The 23,476-nt window shown below is 68.3% G+C and carries 17 protein-coding genes and 1 pseudogene; 4 read left to right on the top strand and 14 right to left on the bottom strand.

Annotated elements, in window-relative coordinates; genetic code table 11:
* Nucleotides 1–9: 9 nt before the first annotated feature.
* The 7 genes from AC0Z36_RS08630 to arc form a co-directional block, all read right to left on the bottom strand.
* Entirely contained in the window at nucleotides 10–1,011 is a 1,002-nt protein-coding gene (locus AC0Z36_RS08630; RefSeq protein ID WP_485462136.1) for an FKBP-type peptidyl-prolyl cis-trans isomerase, read from the bottom strand.
* A 190-nt stretch (nucleotides 1,012–1,201) separates the two neighbouring features.
* Nucleotides 1,202–2,563 carry a Pup--protein ligase gene (gene pafA / locus AC0Z36_RS08625; protein ID WP_485462135.1) on the bottom strand — a complete coding sequence of 454 codons (1,362 nt, stop codon included), beginning with the start codon at nucleotides 2,561–2,563 and terminating at the stop codon, nucleotides 1,202–1,204.
* A 155-nt stretch (nucleotides 2,564–2,718) separates the two neighbouring features.
* A complete protein-coding gene (gene prcA, locus AC0Z36_RS08620) occupies nucleotides 2,719–3,471 on the bottom strand; it encodes a proteasome subunit alpha (protein WP_485462134.1) in 753 nt (250 codons plus the stop codon).
* Between the two features lie 46 nt (nucleotides 3,472–3,517).
* Nucleotides 3,518–4,360 (bottom strand): proteasome subunit beta, encoded by an 843-nt coding sequence (prcB, locus tag AC0Z36_RS08615; protein WP_485462133.1) that lies wholly within the window; start codon nucleotides 4,358–4,360, stop codon nucleotides 3,518–3,520.
* A gap of 363 nt (nucleotides 4,361–4,723) precedes the next feature.
* On the bottom strand, nucleotides 4,724–4,942 hold the full coding sequence (locus AC0Z36_RS08610; protein ID WP_485462132.1) for a ubiquitin-like protein Pup: 219 nt from the start codon (nucleotides 4,940–4,942) through the stop codon (nucleotides 4,724–4,726).
* Nucleotides 4,943–5,197: 255 nt separating this feature from the next.
* The gene (dop, locus tag AC0Z36_RS08605; RefSeq protein ID WP_485462131.1) at nucleotides 5,198–6,703 is read right to left on the bottom strand and encodes a depupylase/deamidase Dop; all 1,506 of its coding nucleotides are present in this window, start codon (nucleotides 6,701–6,703) and stop codon (nucleotides 5,198–5,200) included.
* 345 nt (nucleotides 6,704–7,048) lie between these two features.
* Complete coding sequence (gene arc / locus AC0Z36_RS08600; RefSeq protein ID WP_485462130.1) at nucleotides 7,049–8,815, bottom strand: proteasome ATPase; 1,767 nt, start codon at nucleotides 8,813–8,815, stop codon at nucleotides 7,049–7,051.
* Nucleotides 8,816–9,056: 241 nt separating this feature from the next.
* Between arc and AC0Z36_RS08595 the strand changes: the two genes are divergently transcribed.
* Nucleotides 9,057–9,344 carry a ferredoxin gene (locus AC0Z36_RS08595; RefSeq protein ID WP_485462129.1) on the top strand — a complete coding sequence of 96 codons (288 nt, stop codon included), beginning with the start codon at nucleotides 9,057–9,059 and terminating at the stop codon, nucleotides 9,342–9,344.
* A gap of 97 nt (nucleotides 9,345–9,441) precedes the next feature.
* On the opposite strand, the gene AC0Z36_RS08590 is transcribed toward AC0Z36_RS08595, so the two are convergent.
* Together AC0Z36_RS08590 and AC0Z36_RS08585 are read right to left on the bottom strand one after the other, a co-directional pair.
* Nucleotides 9,442–9,681 carry a hypothetical protein gene (locus AC0Z36_RS08590; protein ID WP_485462128.1) on the bottom strand — a complete coding sequence of 80 codons (240 nt, stop codon included), beginning with the start codon at nucleotides 9,679–9,681 and terminating at the stop codon, nucleotides 9,442–9,444.
* Nucleotides 9,682–9,773: 92 nt separating this feature from the next.
* On the bottom strand, nucleotides 9,774–10,829 hold the full coding sequence (locus tag AC0Z36_RS08585; RefSeq protein WP_485462127.1) for a tRNA (adenine-N1)-methyltransferase: 1,056 nt from the start codon (nucleotides 10,827–10,829) through the stop codon (nucleotides 9,774–9,776).
* A gap of 119 nt (nucleotides 10,830–10,948) precedes the next feature.
* Between AC0Z36_RS08585 and AC0Z36_RS08580 the strand changes: the two genes are divergently transcribed.
* Nucleotides 10,949–12,112, top strand: a complete 1,164-nt coding sequence (locus AC0Z36_RS08580; protein ID WP_485462126.1) for a site-2 protease family protein — start codon at nucleotides 10,949–10,951, stop codon at nucleotides 12,110–12,112.
* Nucleotides 12,113–12,167: 55 nt separating this feature from the next.
* Here AC0Z36_RS08580 and AC0Z36_RS08575 read toward each other — a convergent pair whose 3' ends face one another.
* A complete protein-coding gene (locus AC0Z36_RS08575; RefSeq protein WP_485462125.1) occupies nucleotides 12,168–13,619 on the bottom strand; it encodes a cellulase family glycosylhydrolase in 1,452 nt (483 codons plus the stop codon).
* 133 nt (nucleotides 13,620–13,752) lie between these two features.
* Between AC0Z36_RS08575 and AC0Z36_RS08570 the strand changes: the two genes are divergently transcribed.
* Complete coding sequence (locus tag AC0Z36_RS08570; protein ID WP_485462124.1) at nucleotides 13,753–14,625, top strand: RecB family exonuclease; 873 nt, start codon at nucleotides 13,753–13,755, stop codon at nucleotides 14,623–14,625.
* 319 nt (nucleotides 14,626–14,944) lie between these two features.
* On the opposite strand, the gene AC0Z36_RS08565 is transcribed toward AC0Z36_RS08570, so the two are convergent.
* From AC0Z36_RS08565 to metH, 4 genes are all read right to left on the bottom strand, one after another.
* The gene (locus tag AC0Z36_RS08565; RefSeq protein ID WP_485462123.1) at nucleotides 14,945–15,622 is read right to left on the bottom strand and encodes a response regulator; all 678 of its coding nucleotides are present in this window, start codon (nucleotides 15,620–15,622) and stop codon (nucleotides 14,945–14,947) included.
* Complete coding sequence (locus tag AC0Z36_RS08560; RefSeq protein WP_485462122.1) at nucleotides 15,619–16,995, bottom strand: sensor histidine kinase; 1,377 nt, start codon at nucleotides 16,993–16,995, stop codon at nucleotides 15,619–15,621. Before AC0Z36_RS08560 ends, AC0Z36_RS08565 begins: the two co-directional genes overlap by 4 nt.
* An 873-nt stretch (nucleotides 16,996–17,868) precedes the next feature.
* Nucleotides 17,869–18,588: an HAD family hydrolase gene (locus AC0Z36_RS08555; protein WP_485462121.1), complete on the bottom strand. Its 720-nt coding sequence runs from the start codon at nucleotides 18,586–18,588 to the stop codon at nucleotides 17,869–17,871.
* A 250-nt stretch (nucleotides 18,589–18,838) separates the two neighbouring features.
* On the bottom strand, nucleotides 18,839–22,333 hold the full coding sequence (gene metH / locus AC0Z36_RS08550) for a methionine synthase (RefSeq protein ID WP_485462120.1): 3,495 nt from the start codon (nucleotides 22,331–22,333) through the stop codon (nucleotides 18,839–18,841).
* A 296-nt stretch (nucleotides 22,334–22,629) separates the two neighbouring features.
* On the opposite strand from metH, the pseudogene AC0Z36_RS08545 reads away from it, so the two are divergent.
* Nucleotides 22,630–23,469: pseudogene (locus AC0Z36_RS08545) on the top strand (PAC2 family protein); the annotation flags it as partial.
* Nucleotides 23,470–23,476: the final 7 nt, after the last annotated feature.

The following is a 23,476-nucleotide window of genomic DNA, read 5'->3' as shown; positions in this document are numbered from 1 at the left end:
CCGGGCCGACTAGCCCTGCTTCTGCGGCGGCACGACGCCGAGGACGTCGATGACCCAGACGAGGGCAGCGTTCGGCGGAATGCCCGACGCTTCCTTGCCCTTCGCGCCGTAGGCCTTGTCAGCGGGGGTGACGAGCAGGACGCGACTGCCGACCTTTTTGCCCGTCAGACCTTCGACCAGGCCCGGGAGCGTGCCCTGGGCCAGCGGGATGCCCTGCGGGCCCGACCCGGTCCACGTGTCGCTGACCTGCTTGCCGCCGTCCCACAGGTACGACCCGAGGTTGACGATGAGCTGGTCGCCGTCCTTGATGGGCGCGCCCGCGCCCTCGATCAGGACCTGGGTGGACTGCTGCGTCGGCGCGGGCTTCCCGGCCGGGATGGTCACGCCGTCCGGCTTGTCGCCGACCGTCTTGACCTTCGGCAGGTCCGCCGGGACGTCCTTGACCGCGGTGCCCTGGGCGACTGAGTTCTTGCCGAAGCTCGAGACGATGTCGACGACGAAGACCAGGGTCTCGTTCTTGCCGATGTCCGCGCCCCGGCCCTCGGCCCCGTAGCCCTTGTCCGGCGGGATGGTCATCAGCAGCCGGCTGCCGACCTTCTTGCCCGGGATGCCGTCCAGCCAGCCCTGGATCAGGCCGCCGGTCAGCGGCATCGGCCCGAAGACCGACCCGCGGTCGAAGGAACTGTCGAAGACGGACTTAGTGCTCCAGGCCACGCCTTCGTAGTTGAAGGAGGTCTGGTTCTCCTTTTCCGCCACCGGACCGGTGCCCTCGGTGAGGACCTCGACCTTCAGCTCCGTCGGCGCCGGGCCGTCGGGGACCTTGATGTCCGGAGTCGTACCGAACTGCTTGCCCGCGGTGGCGGCACCCGTGGTGCTCACCCCTACCTTGCGGGCGGTGGAGGACGGGGAAGGGCTGCTCTTGCTCTTGCTGTCGCCCTTGTCGTCACCGCACGCGGCGGCGGTGACCATCAGGACGGGGACCAGCGCAAGCGCGGCGATTCGACGGCGCACAGTGTTCCTCTGCGGTGGCGGATGGTGGGTGTCCGAGAAGGACGCCGACACTCTACGGGGTACGGCGGTTAATACCGCGTGAAGATGCGCACCCGCGGCCACGCCTGTCCGTGGAACAGCCCGTCCCGCCGGGGCAATCAGCGGAACGGGCTGCTCTTTGTGACCTTGGGACCACAGACGGTACGTCAGGTCACATGCTGGCGATCAGCTTCTCCACCCGCTCGTCCACCGAACGGAACGGGTCCTTGCACAGGACGGTGCGCTGCGCCTGGTCGTTGAGCTTGAGGTGCACCCAGTCGACGGTGAAGTCCCGCCGCTGCTCCTGCGCCCGTTTGATGAACTCGCCGCGCAGCTTGGCGCGGGTCGTCTGCGGTGGCAGGGACTTGGCCTCGAAGGTCTTCAGGTCGGTGGTGATGCGCTCGATCTGCCCGCGCCGCTGCATCAGGTAGAACAGGCCGCGACGCCGGTGGATGTCGTGGTACGCCAGGTCGATCTGGGCGATCCTCGGGGAGGACATGGGCAGGTTGTGCTTGGCACGGTAGCGCTCGATCAGCTGGTGTTTGATGACCCAGTCGATCTCCCCCGACACCATGTCGAGGTTGCCGGTGTCGATGGCCCGCAGTGTGCGGTCCCACAGCTCCAGGGTCTGGGCGACGACCCCGGTGTTGATGCCCCGCCGGTCGGCGAAGTCCTGGGCCTTGCTGAGGTACTCGCGCTGGATCTCCAGCGCGCTGGCCTCCTTGCCGTTGGCCAGGCGCACCTTGCGCTGGCCGGTGATGTCGTGGCTCACCTCGCGGATCGCCCGGATCGGGTTCTCCAGCGTCATGTCCCGCAGGACCGTGCCGGCTTCGATCATGCGCAGCACGAGGTCGGTGGAGCTGACCTTGAGCAGCGTCGTCGACTCGGCCATGTTGGAGTCCCCGACGATCACGTGCAGCCGCCGGTAGCGCTCGGCGTCGGCGTGCGGTTCGTCACGGGTGTTGATTATCGGGCGGGAGCGCGTCGTCGCGGAGCTGACGCCCTCCCAGATGTGCTCGGCGCGCTGGCTCACGCAGTAGACCGCGCCGCGCGGGGTCTGGAGGATCTTCCCCGCGCCGCACAGCAGCTGTCTGGTCACCAGGAAGGGGATGAGCACATCGGCCAGGCGGGAGAACTCGCCGTGCCGCGCCACGAGGTAGTTCTCGTGACAGCCGTACGAATTCCCGGCGGAATCGGTGTTGTTCTTGAAAAGGTAGACGTCTCCCGCGATCCCCTCCTCGTGCAGACGCCTTTCGGCATCGACGAGAAGGCCCTCGAGGATTCGCTCACCGGCTTTGTCGTGGGTCACCAGCTCGGGTACGGAGTCACACTCAGGTGTGGCGTACTCGGGATGACTGCCCACGTCCAGATACAGCCGGGCACCATTGCGTAGGAAGACGTTACTGCTTCGGCCCCATGACACGACACGGCGGAAGAGGTACCGCGCCACCTCGTCCGGGGAGAGCCTGCGCTGTCCCCGGAACGTACAGGTGACGCCGTATTCGTTCTCCAGCCCGAAGATTCGGCGGTCCATGAATCAACATTACGCTCATGACAGGCCGTTATGGCACAGCTCCGTACGGGTGATTTCAGAAATTTCGATCTTTCTCCACCGCGCGTCCCGGCACCGGACCGCAGGAAGGACCCGCCCGTGTCCCGGGCGGGTCCTTCCACTGACATGACGTACGGTCAGGACTCCGCGGAGTCCCCCGCCTCCTCAACCGCGGCGGCCACTTCGGCGTCCGTGCCGTTGAGGAGCCGGGCCAGCGGCCCGCCGACGATCCGCTTGAACTTGCGCTTCTGGGTGCGGGTGCGGTCCAGCACCGCCACCTCCAGCTGCGAGGCGGTGATCGTCCGCTTCTCCCCCGCGCTGTCCCGGGCGAGCGCGTCCACCGCCACCTTGAGGGCGTCCGACAGCGAAAGCCCCTGCTGGTGGTGCTGTTTGAGCTGCCCGGTGATCTGGTCGGAGTTGCCGCCCATCGCGACGTACCCGTGCTCGTCGGCGATCGAGCCGTCGTACGTCAGGCGGTAGACCTGGTCGTCGGAGGGCGAGTCGCCCACCTCGGCGACGATCAGCTCCACCTCGAACGGCTTCTCCCCGCCTGAGGAGAAGATCGTGCCGAGGGTCTGCGCGTACAGGTTCGCCATCCCGCGCGCCGTCACGTCGGTGCGGGCGTACGAGTAGCCCCGCACGTCGGCGTAGCGCACGCCGGCGATCCGCAGCTGCTCGAACTCGTTGTACTTGCCGACCGCGACGAACCCGATGCGGTCGTACAACTCGCTCATCTTGTGCAGTGCCCGGGACGGGTTCTCCGCCACGAACACGATTCCGTCGGTGTACGTCAGCACAACCACACTGCGGCCCCGGGCGATGCCCTTGCGGGCGTAGTCGGCCCGGTCCGCCATGGCCTGCTGCGGCGACACATAAAAGGGCGTCGTCACCGTGGAGTCCTTTCCCGAGTGCTCATCGTTTTGTCCGCAGGAGATGTCAGGTCAAGGACGCGGTCGGGCCGTCCGGATGGTGCATCCGGGCGCCGACGATCCGCTCCACGATCGTGCCGAGCTCGTCCTCCGGCATGCGGCGCACGCCGTCCTCGGTGACCACTGTCACCACCGGGAAGATGCGCCGGTACAGGTCGGGCCCGCCGGTGGCCGAGTCGTCGTCGGCCGCGTCGTACAGCGCCTGCACGCACACGGTGACGGCGTCCTCGGCGGACAGGTCCGGGCGGTACAGCTTCTTCATCGACCCGCGGGCGAACAGTGATCCGGAGCCCACCGCGTGGAACCCCGTCTCGTCGGACCGGCCGCCGGTGATGTCGTAGCTGTAGATCCGGCTCTCCGCCGACTCGACGTCGTAGCCGGCGAACAGTGGCACGACGGCCAGGCCCTGCATCGCCATTCCGAGGTTGCTGCGGATCATCTGGGAGAGGCGGTTGGCCTTGCCCTCGAGGGACATGACCGTCCCCTCGATCTTCTCGTAGTGCTCGAGTTCGACCTGGAACAGCTTGACCATCTCGATGGCCAGGCCGGCGGTTCCGGCGATACCCACACAGGAGTACTCGTCGGCCGGGAAGACCTTTTCGATGTCCCGCTGGGCGATGATGTTGCCCATCGTCGCCCGGCGGTCGCCGGCCATGACCACGCCGCCCGGGAAGGTCGCCACGACGATCGTCGTGCCGTGCGGGGCCTCGACGACACTGCCCGCAGGCAACGGTCTTCCGCCGGGCAGGAGTCCGGGCTGGTACTGGGACAGGAAGTCGGTGAACGATGACGAACCGGGGGTCAGGAAGGCAGCCGGCAGACGCCCGGCGCCATGAGTGTTGGCTTCCACACGATCCCTTCCAGGTAGGAGGCGGCGCGGCGTGCGACGGCCGGCCGGTCCTTGAGGACTTGCCTAGTGCGGCGTTGCAGGTGAAGCAGGGTACGGCCCGGACCTTACCGGTTCCATGATCGATGCCGGTGTGCCCGGCCCCGGCGGACATCCGGACCGGACGGGTTCCGGTGCGGTCGGGGACCACGGAATTCAGCCTCCGCCGCCGACGGCGGACCGAGTGGCGCAAAGCTGGACCTTTGGATTCCGCTGAATTCTGCCAGTATCCGTTGAATTCCCGCGAAACCAGGAAGAGTCCTGCGATTCCCTGAGTCCTGGGAAAAACTTCACCACCCTCGCCGATCTTTACCTATACATTGCCTTTTATTGACCACCCTTTTGCACGAAGGACCGCACGAATTCTTCGGCGTTCTCTTCTAGGACCTCGTCGATTTCATCGAGAATCGAATCGACGTCGTCGGTCAGTTTCTCCTGCCGCTCCTGAAGGTCCGTGGCCTCCTGCGTCTCCGTGGTGGTCTCGTCGACCTCCTCGGAACGCCGGTTCGCATGCTGCTGCCCGCCGCCGGTGTCTTTTGTAGGCATTCCGCTCACCCCGCCATTTCTTTCCGCATTTCCGGTCGGCGTCGCGATGGGCGCCGGTGATTCAGACCCTTCACGTGACAGGTTGTGGATGATCCCGGTTTGCGCGGTATCCGGCCTCTGTCCCGTTTTCTGGGGATCCGTACGGATCCCCTGCGTACGTTGTTCCCCCACTCGCTCCACATCACCCGTGGAACAGACGGTTCACCTGACGGCGAACGCCTGTTCCACCCTCCGGGAGTCCCGCGGGGGACCGTCTCAACCGCCGGTGAGGGCCCGGACCAGGTCCTCGGCCGTACGGCACCGGTCGAGCAGGTCCTTGACGTGCGCCCTGGTCCCCCGCAGCGGCTCCATGGTGGGCACCCGCTGGAGCGAGTCGTGCCCCGCCACATCGAAGATGACCGAGTCCCACGACGCCGCCGCGACCTCGTCCGGGTACTGCGCCAGGCAGCGCCCGCGGAAGTACGCCCGGGTGTCGTCCGGCGGCTGGTGGACCGCGCGCTGCACCTCGGCCTCGGTCGTGATCCGCTCGAAGCGCGACTCAAGCTTGTTGTACAGGCCCTTGTCCGGCCGGACGTCGGCGTACTGCAGGTCCACCAGGCCGAGGCGCGGAGCGTCCCAGTCGAGGCCGTCCCGCTGCCGGTAGCCCTCCAGGAGCTGGAGTTTGGCCACCCAGTCGAGCTCCCGCGCCAGCGACATCGGGTTGCCCTCCAGCCGACTGAGCACCGACTCCCAGCGGTCCAGGACGTCGGTGGTGACCTCGTCCACATCCGAGCCGAACCGGTCCTCGACGTACTTGCGGGCCAGCTCGAGATATTCCATCTGCAGCTGGATCGCCGTCAGTTTCCGGCCACTGCGCAACACCATCAGGTGCTTGAGCGACGGGTCGTGGGAGACCTGGTGCAGGGTGCGCACCGGCTGGTCCACGGTCAGGTCGGTGGTGATGAACTTGTCCTCGATCATCGACAGGACCAGCGCGGTGGTACCGAGCTTGAGGTACGTCGAGATCTCCGACAGGTTGGCGTCACCGATGATGACGTGCAGCCGGCGGTACTTCTCCGCGTCGGCGTGCGGTTCGTCGCGGGTGTTGATGATGGGGCGCTTCAGCGTCGTCTCAAGGCCGACTTCGACTTCGAAGTAGTCGGCGCGCTGGCTGAGCTGGAAGCCGTGCCCGGAGCCGTCCTGCCCGATGCCGACCCGGCCCGCTCCGGTGACCACCTGGCGGGAGACGAAGAACGGGGTGAGGTGGCGGACGATGTCGGCGAACGGGGTCGACCGCTGCATGAGGTAGTTCTCATGCGTGCCGTACGAGGCGCCCTTGTTGTCGGTGTTGTTCTTGTAGAGCAGGATGTTCTGCCCACCGGGCGCTTCGGCCGCCTTCCGGGCGGCCTCGGCCATGATGCGTTCGCCGGCCTTGTCCCACACGACCGCGTCCCGCGGGTTGGTGTTCTCGGGACCGGAGAACTCGGGGTGCGCGTGGTCGACGTACAACCGCGCGCCGTTGGTCAGGATGACGTTGGCCAGGCCGACGTCCTCGTCGGTGAGCTGGCTGGCGTCGGCCAGTTCGCGGGCCAGGTCGAACCCGCGCGCGTCGCGCAGTGGGTTCTCCTCCTCGAAGTCCCAGCGCGCGCGCCGCGCCCGCTGCATGGCCGCCGCGTAGGCGTTCACGATCTGAGACGATGTCAGCATCGCATTGGCGTTCGGCTGCCCCGGAACGGAGATGCCGTATTCGGTTTCGATGCCCATCACGCGCCAGACGGTCATGCGACCCCCTCTGTTGCCCGGCCGGTCCCCGGAGCCGGAGCAGGTCACAACCGCGGGACGGGAGCGGACTGCTCCCGTACGACGCTGTGGACCGCCCGGCCAGGGACACCCTGGTCATGCCTTGAGCCTATTGCTGCGGATCGTCCCGTGGAATGCCATTGGACGGATCACCTGCGTGGTTTCCGTACGACGGCGTCCTTCCGGCCGACCCCGGTCGTGCGTGTCGCCGCGGTCCGCATAACCTGCGGACCGCGGCGACTGTGTCCGGTCTTTCGCGGACTGCGCCGGGCATGAGGCCCTCCGCAGAACCGGCGGAGGACCTTCGCCCTTCGGCTTGCCCCGCGCCTAGAGGTACTGCCCGGTGTTGGCGACAGTGTCGATGGACCGGCCGGCCTCGGCACCCTGCTTGCCCGAGATGAGCGTACGGATGTACACGATCCGCTCGCCCTTCTTGCCGGAGATCCGCGCCCAGTCGTCGGGGTTGGTGGTGTTGGGCAGGTCCTCGTTCTCCTTGAACTCGTCGACGCACGCGGCGAGGAGGTGGGTCACGCGGATGCCCCGCTGCCTGGCCTCGAGGAAGTCCTTGATGGCCATCTTCTTCGCCCGCCCGACGATGTTCTCGATCATCGCGCCGGAGTTGAAGTCCTTGAAGTACAAGGTCTCCTTGTCACCGTTGGCGTACGTGACCTCCAGGAAGCGGTTCTCGTCGGTCTCGGTGTACATCCGCTCCACGGTGGCCTGGATCATCGCGCCCACCGTGGCTTCGCGGTTGTTCCCGTTCTCGGCCAGGTCGTCCTCGTGGAGCGGGAGGCTGACCTTGAGGTACTTGCCGAAGATGTCCCTGGCCGCTTCGGCGTCCGGACGTTCGATCTTGATCTTGACGTCGAGGCGGCCCGGCCGCAGGATCGCCGGGTCGATCATGTCCTCGCGGTTGGAGGCGCCGATGACGATGACGTTCTCCAGACCCTCCACGCCGTCGATCTCGGAGAGCAGCTGCGGGACGATGGTGTTCTCCACGTCCGAGCTGACACCGGAGCCGCGGGTGCGGAACAGCGAGTCCATCTCGTCGAAGAAGATGATGACCGGCGTGCCCTCGTTGGCCTTCTCCCTCGCCCGCTGGAAGACCAGGCGGATGTGCCGCTCGGTCTCGCCGACGTACTTGTTGAGGAGTTCGGGGCCCTTGATGTTCAGGAAGTAGCTCTTGCCCATCTCCGTGCCGGCCATCTCCGCGACCTTCTTGGCCAGGGAGTTGGCCACCGCCTTGGCGATGAGTGTCTTCCCGCATCCGGGGGGCCCGTACAGCAGGATCCCCTTCGGCGGCCGCAACTCGTGCTCTTTGAACAGGTCGGGATGGAGGTAGGGGAGTTCGACCGCGTCCCGGATCATCTCGATCTGGTTCCGCAGGCCGCCGATCTTCGTGTAGTCGATGTCCGGGACCTCTTCGAGGACCAGCTCTTCGACCTCGCTCTTCGGGACGCGCTCGTACACGTATCCCGAACGGGAGTCGAGCAGGAGCGAATCCCCCGGCCGGAGCGGGGCGTTCAGGAGCGGTTCGGCCAACCGGACGACACGTTCCTCGTCAGTGTGGCCGAGGACGAGCGCGCGCTCGCCGTCCTCGAGGAGTTCCTTGAGCATCACCACGTCGCCGAGCCGTTCGAACTCCATGGCTTCGACGATGTTGAGTGCTTCGTTGAGCATGACCTCCTGGCCACGCTGGAGTCCGTCGAGGTCGATGTCGGGACTGACGTTCACCCGGAGCTTGCGGCCCCCGGTGTGGATGTCTGCCGTGCCGTCCTCGTTGCCCTGCAGGAACGTGCCGAAGCCGGACGGCGGTTGGGCCAGCCGGTCGACTTCCTCCTTCAGCGCGACGATCTGGTCACGGGCTTCTCGGAGCGTCGCGACGAGCCGTTCGTTCTGCGACGTGAGACCTGCGAGTGATGACTGGAGTTCGACTACCCGCTCGTCCAACAACCTTGCCTGCCTCGGTGACTCGGCGAGCTTGCGACGCAGGACTGCTACTTCCTGCTCTAGAAAGGACACCTGGCCCATGAGGTCGTCCGTACCCCGGGCCGGCCTGCCACTACGGTTCATGTCATCGTCGTGGACTGCCACGGTCCTCACCTCCTCCTGGGGAGCTGCGACGTCTTCCGACCCTACCTACGGCAGACGGGGTGTAAACCCCTTGATCGGAAAGACGGTCCGGGCGTGTCCTGTCTTCACCCTTGTGACTGCCCCCACATGCTGTGCGGTCGTGATACCCACCGTTGCGTGCCGGGAATCTGTCCGGAGGTAGTGTCTATAAGACAGATCGCGATAGAAAACAGTACGGTTTCCACACAGATGGGGCGCACGCATGTCCGCAGACAACGAACCACTTGAGGTTTGGATCGACCAGGATCTGTGCACCGGGGACGGGATCTGCGTGGAGTACGCCCGCGAGGTGTTCGAACTGGACATCGACGGGCTGGCGTACGTGAAGGGCCCGGACGACGAGCTGCGCACCGAAGTCGGCGCCGCCGTGCCGGTGCCGCGCAACCTGCTGGTCGACGTGATCGACGCGACGGCGAAGTGCCCGGGTGACTGCATCCACGTCAAGCGCGTGAGCGACGGTGTGGAGATCTACGGTCCTGACGTCGCCTGACACGGTCCGCTCCACGGCCTGACATACCTGAAAGCCGGTCCTGACCTGTCGTCAGGGCCGGCGTTTCCGTCTGCGTGGCCCGCGGTCGTACCGGGTTTCAGTCACCGGTGTGGTTGCCGCTGCCGTCAGCCGGGGCGGTCGTGCCCGGCCGGCCGCCGTCGAAGGAAGCGCCGGCGTAGACCGCCGCACCGCTGAGGACGGCGATCAGGAACACGATGACCATGTACGTCACCGCGGTCTTCGTCGTCATGTCTTCGCGTGGGGCGGGGCGCTCGGTGTGGGCGAGGGCTGTGCCGCCCCTGGGCTTCATGGCGACTTCGTCGCGGTTCTCAGTCACCCTTGTGACGTTAACGATCGACCCCGGGGCCCGTACAGGCCCCGGGGTCGGTCTCTGTGATTTCTATGACACGGCGTCAGGAGCTACCGGACCTACGCGGTCCCGGCCGCCTCCGAAGCGGGGGTCTGCACAGTGGCCGCCTCCACGACAGCTTCTTCCACGGCAGTGGTCTCGGCGGCATCGGAGCCGCTGCCTTCTCCCGTTGCTGCCGCCTCGGCGGCCTTGCGTGCCTCCAGACGCTCCTTGAGCGAACCCTTCGGCTTGCCCTCCTGCGCCGCCTGCCAGTCCTCACCGTACGAGCCCTTGGAGGGGCGCAGACGGCGCAGCGGCGGTTCGACGCCGTCGGCCAGCCTACGGGCGGTGACCAGGAAGCCGGTGTGCCCGATCATGCGGTGGTCGGGGCGGACGGCCAGGCCCTCGACGTGCCAGGTGCGGACCATCGACTCCCACGGCTGGGGCTCGGCGAAGCCCTTGAGCTCACGCATGGTCTCGACCGTGCGGGACAGCTGGGTGGTGGTGGCCACGTAACAGACGACGAGGCCGCCGGGGACGAGGGCCTTGTGGACGGCTTCGAGGCATTCCCACGGGGCGAGCATGTCGAGGACGACACGGTCGACCCCGGTCTCGCTGAGGTTGTCCTGGAGGTCGCCGACGGTGAGTTTCCAGGACGGGTGTGGCCCGCCGAAGAAGGTTTCGACGTTCTTTGTAGCGATCTGGGCGAAGTCGTCGCGGCGTTCGTAGGACGACAGCGAGCCGCCGTCGCCCACTGCGCGCAGGAGGGAGCAGGTGAGCGCGCCGGAGCCGACACCGGCCTCCACGACGCGGGCGCCGGGGAAGATGTCGGCCATGGCGACGATCTGGCCGGCGTCCTTGGGGTAGACGACGGCCGCTCCGCGCGGCATGGACAGGACGAAATCGGAGAGCAGGGGGCGCAGCGCGAGGTATTCGACTTGTCCTGTGGAGCGCACCACGGAGCCTTCTGGGGCTCCGATCAACTCGTCGTGCTGGAAGGCACCCTTGTGGGTGTGGAATGCCTTGCCTGCTTGAAGTGTGAAGGTGTGGTGGCGGCCTTTGGGGTCGGTCAGCTGGACCTGGTCCCCGACCTGGAATGGGCCGCGTCGGCGGGCGGCACCGGTCGGTTCGGACATGTCGTACAGCTTAAGGCGTTGCCCCCGGTGCGCCTTACCAAGGGGTCCTGCTGGTGAACGCGGTGACCGTCGTGATCGCCTGCCGACCAAACCCGGCCCTTGTCGCCTAGCATTCGGTCGTGGACGACTCCAGACCGCAGGACGTACGTGACGAGGGACAGGACCCGTCGCGGAACCGCGGCATGCTCATGGGTCGGCCGTTCGGGGTGCCGGTGTACGTGGCGCCGACGTGGTTCCTGATCGCGGTGGTGATCACCGTGCTGTTCGGCCCGACGTTCGGGGAAGTGATCCCGGGGCTCGGGAACTGGCAGTACGCGGTCGCGTTCGGTTTTGCGGTCCTGCTTTATCTGTCGGTCCTGGTGCACGAGTTGGCGCACGCGGTCACGGCGCAGCGTTTCGGGTTGAGTGTCAAGCGCATCACCATCCAGTTCCTGGGCGGGGCGACGGAGAGTGACAAGCCGAAGACGCCGGGCAGCGAGTTCGCGGTGGCCGCCGCTGGGCCTGTGCTGTCCCTGGTGCTCGGCGGAGGGTTCTGGCTGGCCGCGCAGCCGTTGGACACGGACAGTGTGGGGGGCCGGATGGTCCTGCTGCTGGGTGTGTCGAACCTGCTGGTGGCGGGGTTCAACCTGCTGCCGGGGCTGCCGTTGGACGGTGGCCGGATGCTGCGGGCCGTCGTGTGGGGTGTGAGCGGCCGGCCGTTGAAGGGGACGGCCGCTGCGTCGTGGGCCGGCCGGGTCCTGGCGGTGGCGACGCTCCTGTTCACGGTGTGGTGGTCGGCCGGGGAGAGCGGCGGTACGCGCCTGTACCTCCTGCTGTGCGGCTGTTTCGTGTCGATGTTCATGTGGGCCGGAGCTGTGCAGTCGCTGCGGGCTGAGCAGATCCACGAGCGGCTGCCTGAGCTGTCGGTGCGCGGGCTGACCCGCCGGGCCGTGCCGGTCCCGGCGGACACGCCGTTGTCGGAGGCGCTGCGCCAGGCGGACGAGGCCGGGGCGCGGGCGCTGGTCGTGGTCGACGGGGCCGGTGCGCCGGTCGCGCTGGTGAACGACGCGAAGATCCTGGCGGTGCCGGCACACCGGCGTCCGTGGGAGTCGGTGGGGCCGCTGTCGCGTCCGCTGGAGCCGGGGTTGCGGGTCTCCGCCGAGCTGACCGGCGAGGAACTGCTCGGGGCGCTGCGGGTCGCGCCGTCGACGGAGTACCTCGTGGTTGAGGCCGACGGCAGCGTGTACGGAGTCCTGGTGCGCAGTGATGTGGAGCGGGCGTTCCTGGGTCTCATGCGCAACTGAGCGACGCCGGGCGTACGGACGTGTTGACAGACGTCGGCCGTACGCCCGCCGAATTTCACTTGGGTGTGATCGTGACCTGGTAGGTGCCGGCGCCCTTGGTGGTGATCTCCAGGAGGGACTGACGGTCGTCGCACCTCTTCCAGCGGGTCCGGCCGGGGCCGGTGACGTCCACCGTGTAGCCCTTGGCGTAGACGTCCCTGGGGATTTCTATGTCCGTGGTGCCGCGGACGTCGCGGCGGGTGGTGAAGGTCAGGGTGTACGTGCGGGTGGCCGTGTCGTAGGCGTAGGCCGTGGGCGCGCCGGCGACCGCCTTGGCGTAGGGCTGGACGAGCAGCCGGTTGTTGGGCTTGGGCTGCCCGGCGGCGTCGTTGAAGCAGTAGCCGCCGCCGCTGCACCAGGTGTAGTTGGCCCACCCTGAGGAGAAGCGGTCCATCGCGGCGGTGATGCGGTTGTACATCAGGGGGATGTTGGGGAGGGACGCGTCGGGCGGGCCCCACTCCCCCACGATCACCGGCATGCCGTACTGCTCGGGGTAGGCGCTGACAGCGGCTTCGTAGTTCTCGATGAATCCGCCGTCCGGGTCGTAGTCCGCCCCGACTTCCATCGCCGATTCGTAGAAGTGCGGAGCGTACGCGGCTTTGTCGTCCGTGATCTTCCCGAGCGCGGTCGGGACGCCGAAGCCGACGATCGGGGTGGGTTCGACGAAGACCCAGTTTCTGCGGTCGACGAGCCTGATCGCGTCGGTGAGACGGTTCCACATCCCGGTGATCTGGGTGGCTTCGATGCGTCCCGCGGCCGCCGGGAGGTCGTCCGGGACGGTCTCACCCGGGAGGAACTTGCCCATGGGCTCGTTCATGAGGTCGTAGCCGAGGACCGCGGGGTGCCGGCCGAAGGTGGCGGCGACTTTCAGCCACATGTCCGCGTGGGCCTTCTGGAGGTCCGCGTCGGTGTAGAGGTGGTCGAACGCGGCCTGGACGCCGGGGGTGTAGTACTCGGCGAACCAGTCACCCGGGACGGTCTCGTAGGGCTGTCCGTCGTCGCGGGTCGTCCACTCCGGCATCCCGCGGTGGTGGCTGAAGTACGGGCCGTAGACGTCCTGGTGGGCGTCGAGCATGACTTTGACACCGTACTTGCCGGCCCAGTCGAGGATGCGGTCCATCTTCTTCAGGTAGTCGCGGCTGTAGCGCCCCGGCCGCTCTTCCAGGTCGTCCCAGAAGAACAGCACCCGGGCGAGGTTGTAGCCGCGGGCGGACATCATCCGGAAGTCCTCCTCGGTGATGTCCTTGAACGCTTCCGCACCGCGGTGTTCCTTGTCGCCGACGTTGAACCCGCGCCATTGGGTGGCGCGCCCCTGGCCGTCGGCGATGAAGGTCTTGTCACCGACGGTGACCTTCGACGGCGTACGGGACGACTCGTGCGCTGAGGCCGGGGCTGTCGCGGTGGCCAGGAGCAGGGCGGCCGTCGCGGCGGCCACGGCGGCTGATCTGGGACGCAGAGCTGTGCGCATAGAGGTGAGGCCCTTCGGCTGGGACGGAGGGTGCGACCACGTACACGAGCGGCGGCTGAGCGTAATGCCACAGAAGACTGAAATACAGGCTCCGCAGCCCCCGTGTCGGGGGGACCTCGTACGCTGGCTGGTTATGAGCACCGTCGACCCCGCGCCCCCAGCCGAGCCCGCCGTCACGCCGCCGCGGCCCCCCGTGTCGCTGTCGCCGTCGCGCGCGCAGGACTTCATGCAGTGCCCGCTGCTGTACCGGCTGCGGGTGATCGACAAGCTGCCGGAGAAGCAGAGCCCCGCGGCGACCCGCGGCACGCTGGTGCACACGGTCCTGGAGAAGCTGTACGACCTGCCCCGCCCCGACCGCACGGTCGCGCACGCGCAGGCGATGGTGCGGCCTTCGTGGGAGGCACTCCTGGCGCAGAAGCCGGAGCTGGCCGACCTGTTCGACGGTGGGGAGGACGTCCGCGCGAAGGAGTTCGCGCAGTGGCTCGACGAAGCCGAGCGGCTGGTGGAGCAGTACTTCGCGCTGGAGGACCCCACCGTCCTGGACCCGGCCGAGCGGGAGATGTACATCGAGACGACGCTGGCGGACGGCCTGACGCTGCGCGGCATCGTCGACCGGCTCGACGTCGCCCCGGGCAGCGGTGACCTGCGGGTGGTGGACTACAAGACGGGCAAGGCCCCGCCGCTGCGGTTCCGGGACAAGGCACTGTTCCAGATGACCTTCTACGCGCTGGTCCTGTGGCGCGCGAACGGGACGATCCCGCGTCGGCTGCAGCTGGTGTACCTCGGCAACGGCGGCGAGGTCGTCACCTACGACCCGGTGGAGAGCGACCTGCTCGCGACGGAGCAGAGGGTCAAGGCGCTCTGGGCGGCGATCGAACTGGCCACGCGCACGGGCGACTGGCGGCCGCAGCGCAGCAAACTGTGCGGGTGGTGCGAACACCAGTCGGTGTGCCCGGAGTTCGGCGGGACGCCGCCGGTCTATCCACTGCCGGTGGTCCCCGCGTAGTCGGCGCCCAGCTCAGCGCAGCAGACCCACCACAAGCGACCGAGCGAAGCGAAGAAGCGCGCCCGGAGGGCGCGGTATGACCGGGCGACGCGCGGGCGCCGAACAGCTCCGGAGCCAAGCAGACCCACCACAAGCGACCGAGCGAAGCGAAGAAGCGCGCCCGGAGGGCGCGGTATGACCGGGCGACGCGCGGACGCCGAACAGCTCCGGAGCGCAGCGACGGAGATGTGAGGATGACGCCCGCGCTTGGAGCCCGGCAAAAGAACAGCCCGCGCTCGGAGCCCGGCAAAAGAACAGCCCGCGCTTGGAGCCCGTACGTTCAGAGGCTTCCAGGCCGTACGAGACCGCTTTCATAGGCGTAGACCGCGGCTTGCACCCGGTCGCGCAGACCCAGCTTGGTCAACACGTGCCCGACGTGCGTCTTGACCGTCGTTTCGCTGACGTAGAGCTCCGCGGCGATCTCCGCGTTCGACATCCCCCGGGCCACCAGCCGCAGCACTTCGAGCTCACGCTCGGTGAGCGAGGAGAGGGTGTCCGGGGTGGGCGACTCGGCGGACGGCAGCCGGGACGCGTACATGTCCAGGAGCCTGCGGGTGACGCTCGGGGCGAGCAGTGCCTCGCCCGAGGCGATGACCCGGATCGCCTCGATCAGGTCGTCGGCGGGGACGTCCTTGAGCAGGAAGCCGCTGGCTCCGGCGCGCAGTGCCTCCACCACGTATTCATCGAGGTCGAAGGTCGTCAGCACCAGGACGCGCGGGGCGTGTGCCTGGTCCTGCCCGGCGGCGACGATGTGTCGGGTGGCCTGGACGCCGTCCATACGGGGCATCCGGATATCCATGAGGACCACGTCGGGCTGCAGGATGCGGACCTGCTCCACGGCCTGTTCACCGTCGCCGGCCTCGCCGACCACGGCGATGTCCGGCTCGGCCTCGAGGATCATCTTGAAGCCCGTGCGCAGCAAGGGCTGGTCGTCGACGAGGATCACACGGATCGTCATGGGTGGCTCTGCTCCAGTCGTTCGGCACCGGGGGTGGTGGCGCGGTCGTTCACCCTACGGGCGGGGCGGCCGGTGCCCGACGCCGGTACTGGGAGGGGGATGCGGGCGCGGACTTCGAAGCCGCCTTCGGGGTGGCGGCCGGTGTGGATCTCCCCTCCGTACAGCGCGACCCGTTCGCGCATGCCGACCAGGCCGTGGCCGTAGCGCTTCTCGGCGCTGCTGGGCCGGGGTTCGGCGCCGTCGTCGGTGATGCGGACGAAGACTTCGCCGGGGATGTACCGCAGGAGGACCCAGGAGGCCGCGGGGCCCGCGTGCTTGAGGGTGTTGGTGAGGGCTTCCTGGACGATGCGGTAGACCGCGAGGTCGATGCCCTGGGGCAGTTCGCTGGGGACGCCCTCGATGGCGAGTTCGACGGCCAGGCCGGTGTCGCGGACCTGGCCGATGAGGGTGTCGAGCTGGTCGAGCCCCGGCTGGGGCGCGTGCCCGCCGTCGATCGACTTGTCGGTGTTCGGGTCGTCGCTGCGCAGGACGCCGACGAGGCGGCGCATTTCGACCAGGGCGTCGCGCCCGGTGGATTCGACCGCCGCCATGGCCTCTTTGGCGCGTTCGGGGTTGCGGGTGAGGATGCGTCCTGCGGCGGAGGCCTGCACGGTCATCACCGAGACGTGGTGGGCGACGACGTCGTGGAGTTCGCGGGCGATACGGGCGCGTTCCTCGGCGACGGCGGCGCGCATGTCGGCGTCGCGGGTGACTTCGAGGCGGACTGCGTGGGCTTCGAGCTCGGCGGTGTACGCGCGGCGGAAGCCGACACTCCGGGCGAAGGCCCAGACGGCGAAGAGGGCGGCGGCGTTGGCGATCACGTTGACGACACCGTCGGGGGCGTCGCGCAGGGCGAGCCAGGTGACGGTGGTGATCTCAGCGAAGAACAGCGCGAAGGCGGCGGGGACGCGCGGGCGGCCGACAGCGACGCTGTACATGGCGACGATCTGGCCGAGGCTGGCGGCGGCGGACTCGTAGTGCAGGGAGGCCAGGGCCAGGAGCGGGCCGGTGGTCGCGAGGAGGACCCGCAGGGAGTGGCTGTTGCGCCACAGCAGCGGGAGGACGCACAACAGCGCCAGGATGACGCCCAGGGCGTCGGGTTCGTGGTCGACGCCGTCGCCGATGTTGTCGAGGAACAGGGCGCCGACGGAGCAGAAGCCCAGCAGGGCGACGACGACGAAGTCGTGCCGGGTTGGCCGGCGCCACAGGTCTTCGTCACTCCGGCAGCCGTGCCGCAGTTCGTAGAACCAGTCGGTGGCGGTCGTGCGCGCGCGCTCGACCACCGGCTGCCTGGGGCTGTCGGAGGGATTCGGAAGGTCAGGGCCGCTGCGCACGGTTACACCGTACGGGTTACCCGCCAGTGGTCTAGACGAGTTTCCGGCGACCCCGGCGACCCCCGGCCGCAGATCGACCGGTTCGTTCGTTTTCACACTGATATCAGGGCATTTTTGTCCGGTTACCCGCGCTTTGGAGCGAGGGAGTGGGGCCAATGATGAGGGACTTCCCTGCGGCGCCGGGGGTGTGCGGTCGGACAGACTGAACCTGTAACGGGGAACGCTTCACGCAGAACTTCGGCGGGAGCGTACCGGCCTGGTCCGGCGGGGACGACGGACTCAGGACGGGACGGAGCACGGGACCCATCCCACCGGTCGACGGGGAACGGCGGGACGGCGGACTTCGGTCCGGCGGGGTCCATGAGGAGAAGTGCACGGGGGAACGGGGATGCAGGACCGGCGTCCGTAACGGGGGAAGACGTGGCGGGCGCCGCGTAACGGGGTAGCGGGAGCGGACGGGGCACTTCACCCGTCCGCTCCCGCTGTTTTTATGCCGGGCTCCAAGCGCAGACTGTGCTGCTGCCGGGCTCCAAGCGCAGACTGTGCTGCTGCCGGGCTCCAAGCGCAGACTGTGCTGCTGCCGGGCTCCAAGCGCAGACGTTTTCCTCCCATCTCCGTCGCTTCGCTCCGGAGCTGGTCGGCGTCTGCGCGTCGCCCGAAAATCCGCGTCCTCCGGACGCGCTCGGGACGCTGCGCGCCCTCGCCCTGTTGTAGTGCCGCTCGGGACGCTGCGCGCCCTCGCCCTGTTGTAGTGCCGCTCGGGACGCTGCGCGCCCTCGCCCCGTTGTGGTGCGGCAGGGACGCTGCGCGCCCTCGCACTGTTTTAGTGCTGCTCGGGACGCTGCGCGCCCAGCGCCTCGTAGAGGTAGCGCTTCAGTGGCGCGCGTGGGCCGCCACCAGGTCGCGGAGGAACCCCGCGTCCACACGTTCCAGTGAGTCGATGACCGTGCGCCGGGGTCCGTCCGGGATCGGGCTGGTGCTGGGGACGGCCAGGACCGCGCAGCCGGCGGCCTCCCCCGAGGCGATGCCGGTGGGTGAGTCCTCGATGACGACGCAGGCGACCGGGTCGGCACCCAGGGCGCGTGCCGCGGTCAGGTAGGGCTCGGGGGACGGTTTCGTCTGCGTCACCTCGTCGCCGCCGACGGTGAACGCGAAGTGGTGTGCGCCCAGTGAGGGCAGGACTGCGTCGATGATCGCCCGGTGGGACGCGGTGACCAGGGCGCAGGGGATGCCTGCGGCTTCGAGGCAGGTCAGCAGCTGCTTGGCGCCGGGGCGGAGGTCCACGCCCGAACCGCGCAGTTGTCCGATCATGCCGTCGTTGATCCGCTGTTCGAGTACGGCGGGGTCGATGTCGAGTCCGCTGACGCCCAGGAGGTAGGCGACCGCGCGGTCCATGGGCCGGCCGAGCAGGTATTCCTCGTGCCGGGCTTCGAGGGTGTAGCCGAGGCCGGCCATCACACTGACCTCGGTGGCGAACCAAGTGCGTTCGGTGTCCACCAGGGTGCCGTCCATGTCGCACAGGACCGCTTGCAGGACGGGTCTGCGGGGATCCTGCCTGGTTTCCGCCGTAGTGGTCACACTTGCAAACGTCACACGCACCTCCGGGACGTACCACGGCCCGCCACAAGGAGTGGCGGGCCGTCGATTGTGCGCTTCCGAGGGGTTGGGGTCAAGAGTGACACCCACGGTGCGACTGGGCGAAGCGTAGGAGCGCGGCCGGAGGTCGCGGCTTGACCGGGCGACGCGCTGAGGCAGGTCTGACACGTGAGCGGAGCAAGGGGGCACTCCCCGGACTCCGCCCGGGGAGTGGCAGGCCCCTCAACGCTTGGAGCCCGGCGTCAGCTCAGGTGTTGAAGTACTTCGCCTCCGGGTGGTGCACCACGATCGCGTCGGTGGACTGCTCCGGGTGCAGCTGGAACTCCTCGGAGAGGTCGACCGAGATGCGGTGCGGCTTGAGCATCTCCACGATCTTGGCGCGGTCCTCCAGGTCGGGGCACGCGCCGTAGCCCAGGGAGAAGCGCGAGCCGCGGTACTGCGTCTTGAGCATGCCGTCGAGCGTGGCGGGGTCCTGGTCGCCGAAGCCGAGTTCCGCGCGGACGCGGGCGTGCCAGTACTCGGCGAGGGCCTCGGCCAGTTGGACGGACAGGCCGTGCAGCTCCAGGTAGTCGCGGTAGGCGTTCTCCGCGAACAGCTTCGCGGTGGCGCCGGACAGCCGGGGGCCCATCGTCACGATCTGGAAGCCGACGACGTCCGTCTCGCCGGCCTTGAGGTCGAGCGACTCCTTGGGCCGGAAGTAGTCGGCGAGGCACAGGTGCCGGTCGCGGCGCTGGCGCGGGAAGGTGAAGCGGTGCCGCTCGTTGCCGTCCTCGTGCAGGACGACCAGGTCGTCGCCGTCGGAGTAGCACGGGAAGTACCCGTACACGACGCCCGCGTCCAGGAGGTTGTCGGTGAGCATCCGGTCGAGCCAGTAGCGCAGGCGCGGGCGGCCCTCGACCTCGATGAGCTCCTCGTACGACGGCCCTTCCTTGCCGCGGGCCGGCTTGAGGCCCCACTGGCCGAGGAAGGTGGCGCGCTCGTCGAGCCACGAGGAGTAGTCGCCCAGCTGGATGCCCTTGACGACCCGGTCGCCCCAGAACGGCGGGGTCGGGACGGGGTTGTCGACGGCGACGTCGGAGCGGGCCGGGATGTCCTCGGGGGCGGTCTCGACCAGCTTGGCGCCGGCGACCTTGCGCTTGCGCAGCGCCGGGAGCTCGACGCCGGGGACACCGCGCTTGACGCCCATGAGGGCGTCCATGAGGCGCAGTCCCTCGAAGGCGTCGCGGGCGTAGCGGACCTCGCCGGCGTAGATCTCGTAGAGGTCCTCTTCGACGTAGGCGCGGGTCAGGGCCGCGCCGCCGAGGATGACCGGCATTCCGGCGGCGAGTCCGCGCTGGTTGAGCTCCTGGAGGTTCTCCTTCATGATCACGGTGGACTTGACCAGGAGACCCGACATGCCGATGACGTCGGCCTTGTGCTCGTCGGCGGCTTCGAGGATGGCGGAGACCGGCTGCTTGATGCCGATGTTGACCACGTTGTAGCCGTTGTTGCTGAGGATGATGTCGACGAGGTTCTTGCCGATGTCGTGGACGTCGCCCTTGACCGTGGCGAGCACGATGGTGCCCTTGCCCTGCTCCTCGCCTTCGACCTTCTCGATGTGCGGTTCGAGGTGGGCGACGGCGATCTTCATGACTTCGGCGGACTGGAGCACGAACGGCAGCTGCATCTGGCCCGAGCCGAAGAGCTCGCCGACGGTCTTCATGCCTTCGAGCAGGGTCTTGTTGATGATCTCCAGGGCGGTCTGGTCCTGGAGGGCCTCGTCGAGGTCCTCGTGCAGGCCCTTCTTCTCACCGTCGACGATGCGGCGCTGGAGGCGCTCGCCCAGCGGGAGGCCGAGGAGTTCGGCGACCTTGTCGGCCTTCATGGACTGCGTGTTGACGCCGACGAACAGCTCCATGAAGCGCTGCAGCGGGTCGTACTCGTCGGCGCGGCGGTCGTAGATGAGGTCGAGGGCGACCTTGACCTGCTCGGCGTCCAGGCGGGCGATGGGCAGGATCTTCGAGGAGTGGACGATCGCCGAGTCGAGTCCGGCCTTGACGCACTCGTCGAGGAAGACCGAGTTGAGCACCATGCGGGGCGCGGGGTCGAGGCCGAAGGAGATGTTGGACAGGCCCAGGGTGGTCTGCACCAGGGGGTGGCGGAGCTTGAGCTCGCGGATCGCCCCGATGGTGGCGATGCCGTCCCTGCGGGACTCCTCCTGGCCGGTGGCCAGGGTGAAGGTCAGGCAGTCGATGATGATGTCCGACTCCTGGATGCCCCAGTTGCCGGTGAGGTCCCCGATCAGCCGCTCGGCGATGGAGACCTTGTGCTCGATGCTGCGGGCCTGGCCCTCCTCATCGATGGTGAGGGCGATCAGCGCCGCGCCGTGCTCGGCGGCCAGGGCGGTGGTCAGCGCGAAGCGCGACCCGGGGCCGTCGCCGTCCTCGTAGTTGACCGAGTTGATGACGGCACGGCCGCCCAGCTTCTCCAGACCGGCCCGCAGGACGGGCACCTCGGTGGAGTCCAGGACGATCGGCAGGGTGGAGGCGGTGGCGAAGCGTCCGGCGATCTCGGCCATGTCGGCGGCGCCGTCGCGGCCCACATAGTCGACGCACAGGTCGAGCAGGTGCGCGCCCTCGCGGATCTGGTCGCGGGCCATCTCGACGCAGTCGTCCCAGCGCGCTTCGAGCATGGCGTCGCGGAACTTCCTCGACCCGTTGGCGTTCGTGCGCTCACCGATGGAGAGGTACGCGGTGTCCTGCCGGAACGGGACCGCCTGGTAGAGCGACGACGCGGACGGCTCGGGCTTGGGCTTGCGGGGGGTGATCGCGCGGCCCCGGACACGCTCCACGATGGCCTTCAGGTGCGCCGGTGTCGTGCCGCAACAGCCACCCACCAGGGACAGGCCGTAGTCGCGGGTGAACGAGTCGTGCGCGTCGGCCAGCTCGTCGGCGCCCAGCGGGTAGTACGCGCCGTCCTTGGTCAGGACCGGCAGCCCCGCGTTGGGCATCGCGGAGATGCCGATCCTGGCGTGCTTGGCCAGGTGGCGCAGGTGCTCGCTCATCTCGGCAGGACCGGTGGCGCAGTTCAGGCCGATGAGGTCGATGCCGAGCGGCTCCAGGGCGGTCAGTGCCGCGCCGATCTCGGAGCCGAGCAGCATCGTGCCGGTGGTCTCGACCGTCACCTGGACGATGACCGGGAGGTCCGTGCCGGCTTCGGCGTTGGCCCGCTGCGCGCCGATGACCGAGGCCTTCGTCTGGAGCAGGTCCTGGCTGGTCTCGATGAGCAGCGCGTGCGCGCCGCCGGCGATGAGGCCCGCGGCGTTGATCTGGTACGCGTCCCGGAGCGTCGCGAATGGGACATGGCCGAGGCTCGGCAGTTTGGTGCCGGGGCCGATGGAGCCGAGCACCCAGCGGGGCTGGTCCTCGGTGCTGTACTCGTCGGCGACTTCGCGGGCCAGGCGCGCGCCGGCCTCGGAGAGCTCGAAGATGCGGTCCGAGATGTCGTACTCGCCGAGGTTGGCGAAGTTCGCGCCGAACGTGTTGGTCTCGACGCAGTCGACACCGACGCCGAAGTACTCCCGGTGCACGTTCTGGACCATCTCCGGGCGGGAGACGTTGAGGATCTCGTTGCAGCCCTCGTACCCCTGGAAGTCGTCCAGGGTGGGGTCCTGCGCCTGGAGCATCGTGCCCATCGCGCCGTCGGCGACGACGACTCGGGTGGCGAGGGCTGCACGGAGCTGGCTTACGGTTGCCGGTGACACGATGTTCATCTCCCAGGATGCGACGGCTGTCGGCTTGGCGCGGGGAGGACTCGTGACCCCCGGCCCGACGGCCAGCGTATCGGGCGGGTCCACCAGGATTTCAGATCGTCCCCTCAGATGGCCTAGTGACGTTGGTCCCCCAACTGCCGCCGGGCCGGTCCCGCCCGGCTTGGTCCTTCCGGCTCCCCGCCGGTCCCGCCGCACTGCGGGAAAGCGTGAAAGTCTTAAGCTGTCCCCGCGCCGACGATCGTCGGCGCGACTGAATGAACGTGCTGTTTCCGGCTAGGAGGCCATGGGTGATCGAGCTCGACGACATGCCCGAGCTGATCGACCCGGTCATGGTGGCCGCGTTCGAGGGTTGGAACGACGCAGGTGAAGCCGCTTCCGCCGCGCTCACCCACCTGGACAAGGTGTGGGGCGGGGAGGTCTTCGCGGCGCTGGACGCCGAGGACTTCTACGACTTCCAGGTGAACCGTCCGGTCATGTGGATGGACGGCGACACCCGCAAGATCACCTGGCCGACCACCCGACTCTCCGTCGTGCACCTCACCGAACCCCGCAGGGACATCGTCCTGGTGCACGGGATCGAGCCGAACCTGAAGTGGCGCACGTTCTGCAACGAGCTCCTCGGTTTCGCCCACGAACTGGGTGTGGAAACGGTTGTCACGCTGGGTGCGCTGCTCGGCGACGCCCCGCACACCCGGCCGACCCCCGTGAGCGGGACCACGGCCGACCCGGTCGTCGCGCAGAGCACCGGCGTCGAGCAGTCGAGGTACGAGGGCCCGACCGGCATCGTCGGGGTGTTCCAGGAGGCGTGCGCGCACGCGGGCCTGCCGGCGCTGACGTTCTGGGCGGCGGTGCCGCACTACGTGCACCAGGCCCCCTCCCCCAAGGCGACGCTCGCGCTCCTGCGCAAGCTGGAGGACTTCCTCGACGTGCCGATCCCGCTCGGCGACCTCACGGAGGACGCCCGCGCGTGGCAGCACGGCGTGGACCGGCTCGCGGAGGAGGACGGTGAGATCGCGGAGTACGTCTCGGAGCTGGAGCAGGCCACAGACGCCGCGGAACTGCCGGAGGCCTCCGGCGAGGAGATCGCCCGGGAGTTCGAGAAGTACCTGAAGCGGATGGGCGAAGGCAAGTAGT

The organism is Kitasatospora sp. UYEF31 (assembly GCF_057291755.1).
Note: the sequence above shows the minus strand (reverse complement) of the source record. Positions and strands in the feature narration are given on the sequence as shown.

Coding starts and splice junctions, on each gene's coding strand:
- pafA (WP_485462135.1), bottom strand. CDS start 2,563: ATGGACCGCCGAATCTTCGGGCTGGAGAACGAATACGGCGTCACCTGT.
- AC0Z36_RS08575 (WP_485462125.1), bottom strand. CDS start 13,619: ATGCGCACAGCTCTGCGTCCCAGATCAGCCGCCGTGGCCGCCGCGACG.
- dop (WP_485462131.1), bottom strand. CDS start 6,703: ATGACCGTCTGGCGCGTGATGGGCATCGAAACCGAATACGGCATCTCC.
- AC0Z36_RS08565 (WP_485462123.1), bottom strand. CDS start 15,622: ATGACGATCCGTGTGATCCTCGTCGACGACCAGCCCTTGCTGCGCACG.
- AC0Z36_RS08570 (WP_485462124.1), top strand. CDS start 13,753: ATGAGCACCGTCGACCCCGCGCCCCCAGCCGAGCCCGCCGTCACGCCG.
- AC0Z36_RS08595 (WP_485462129.1), top strand. CDS start 9,057: ATGTCCGCAGACAACGAACCACTTGAGGTTTGGATCGACCAGGATCTG.
- AC0Z36_RS08610 (WP_485462132.1), bottom strand. CDS start 4,942: ATGCCTACAAAAGACACCGGCGGCGGGCAGCAGCATGCGAACCGGCGT.
- AC0Z36_RS08585 (WP_485462127.1), bottom strand. CDS start 10,829: ATGTCCGAACCGACCGGTGCCGCCCGCCGACGCGGCCCATTCCAGGTC.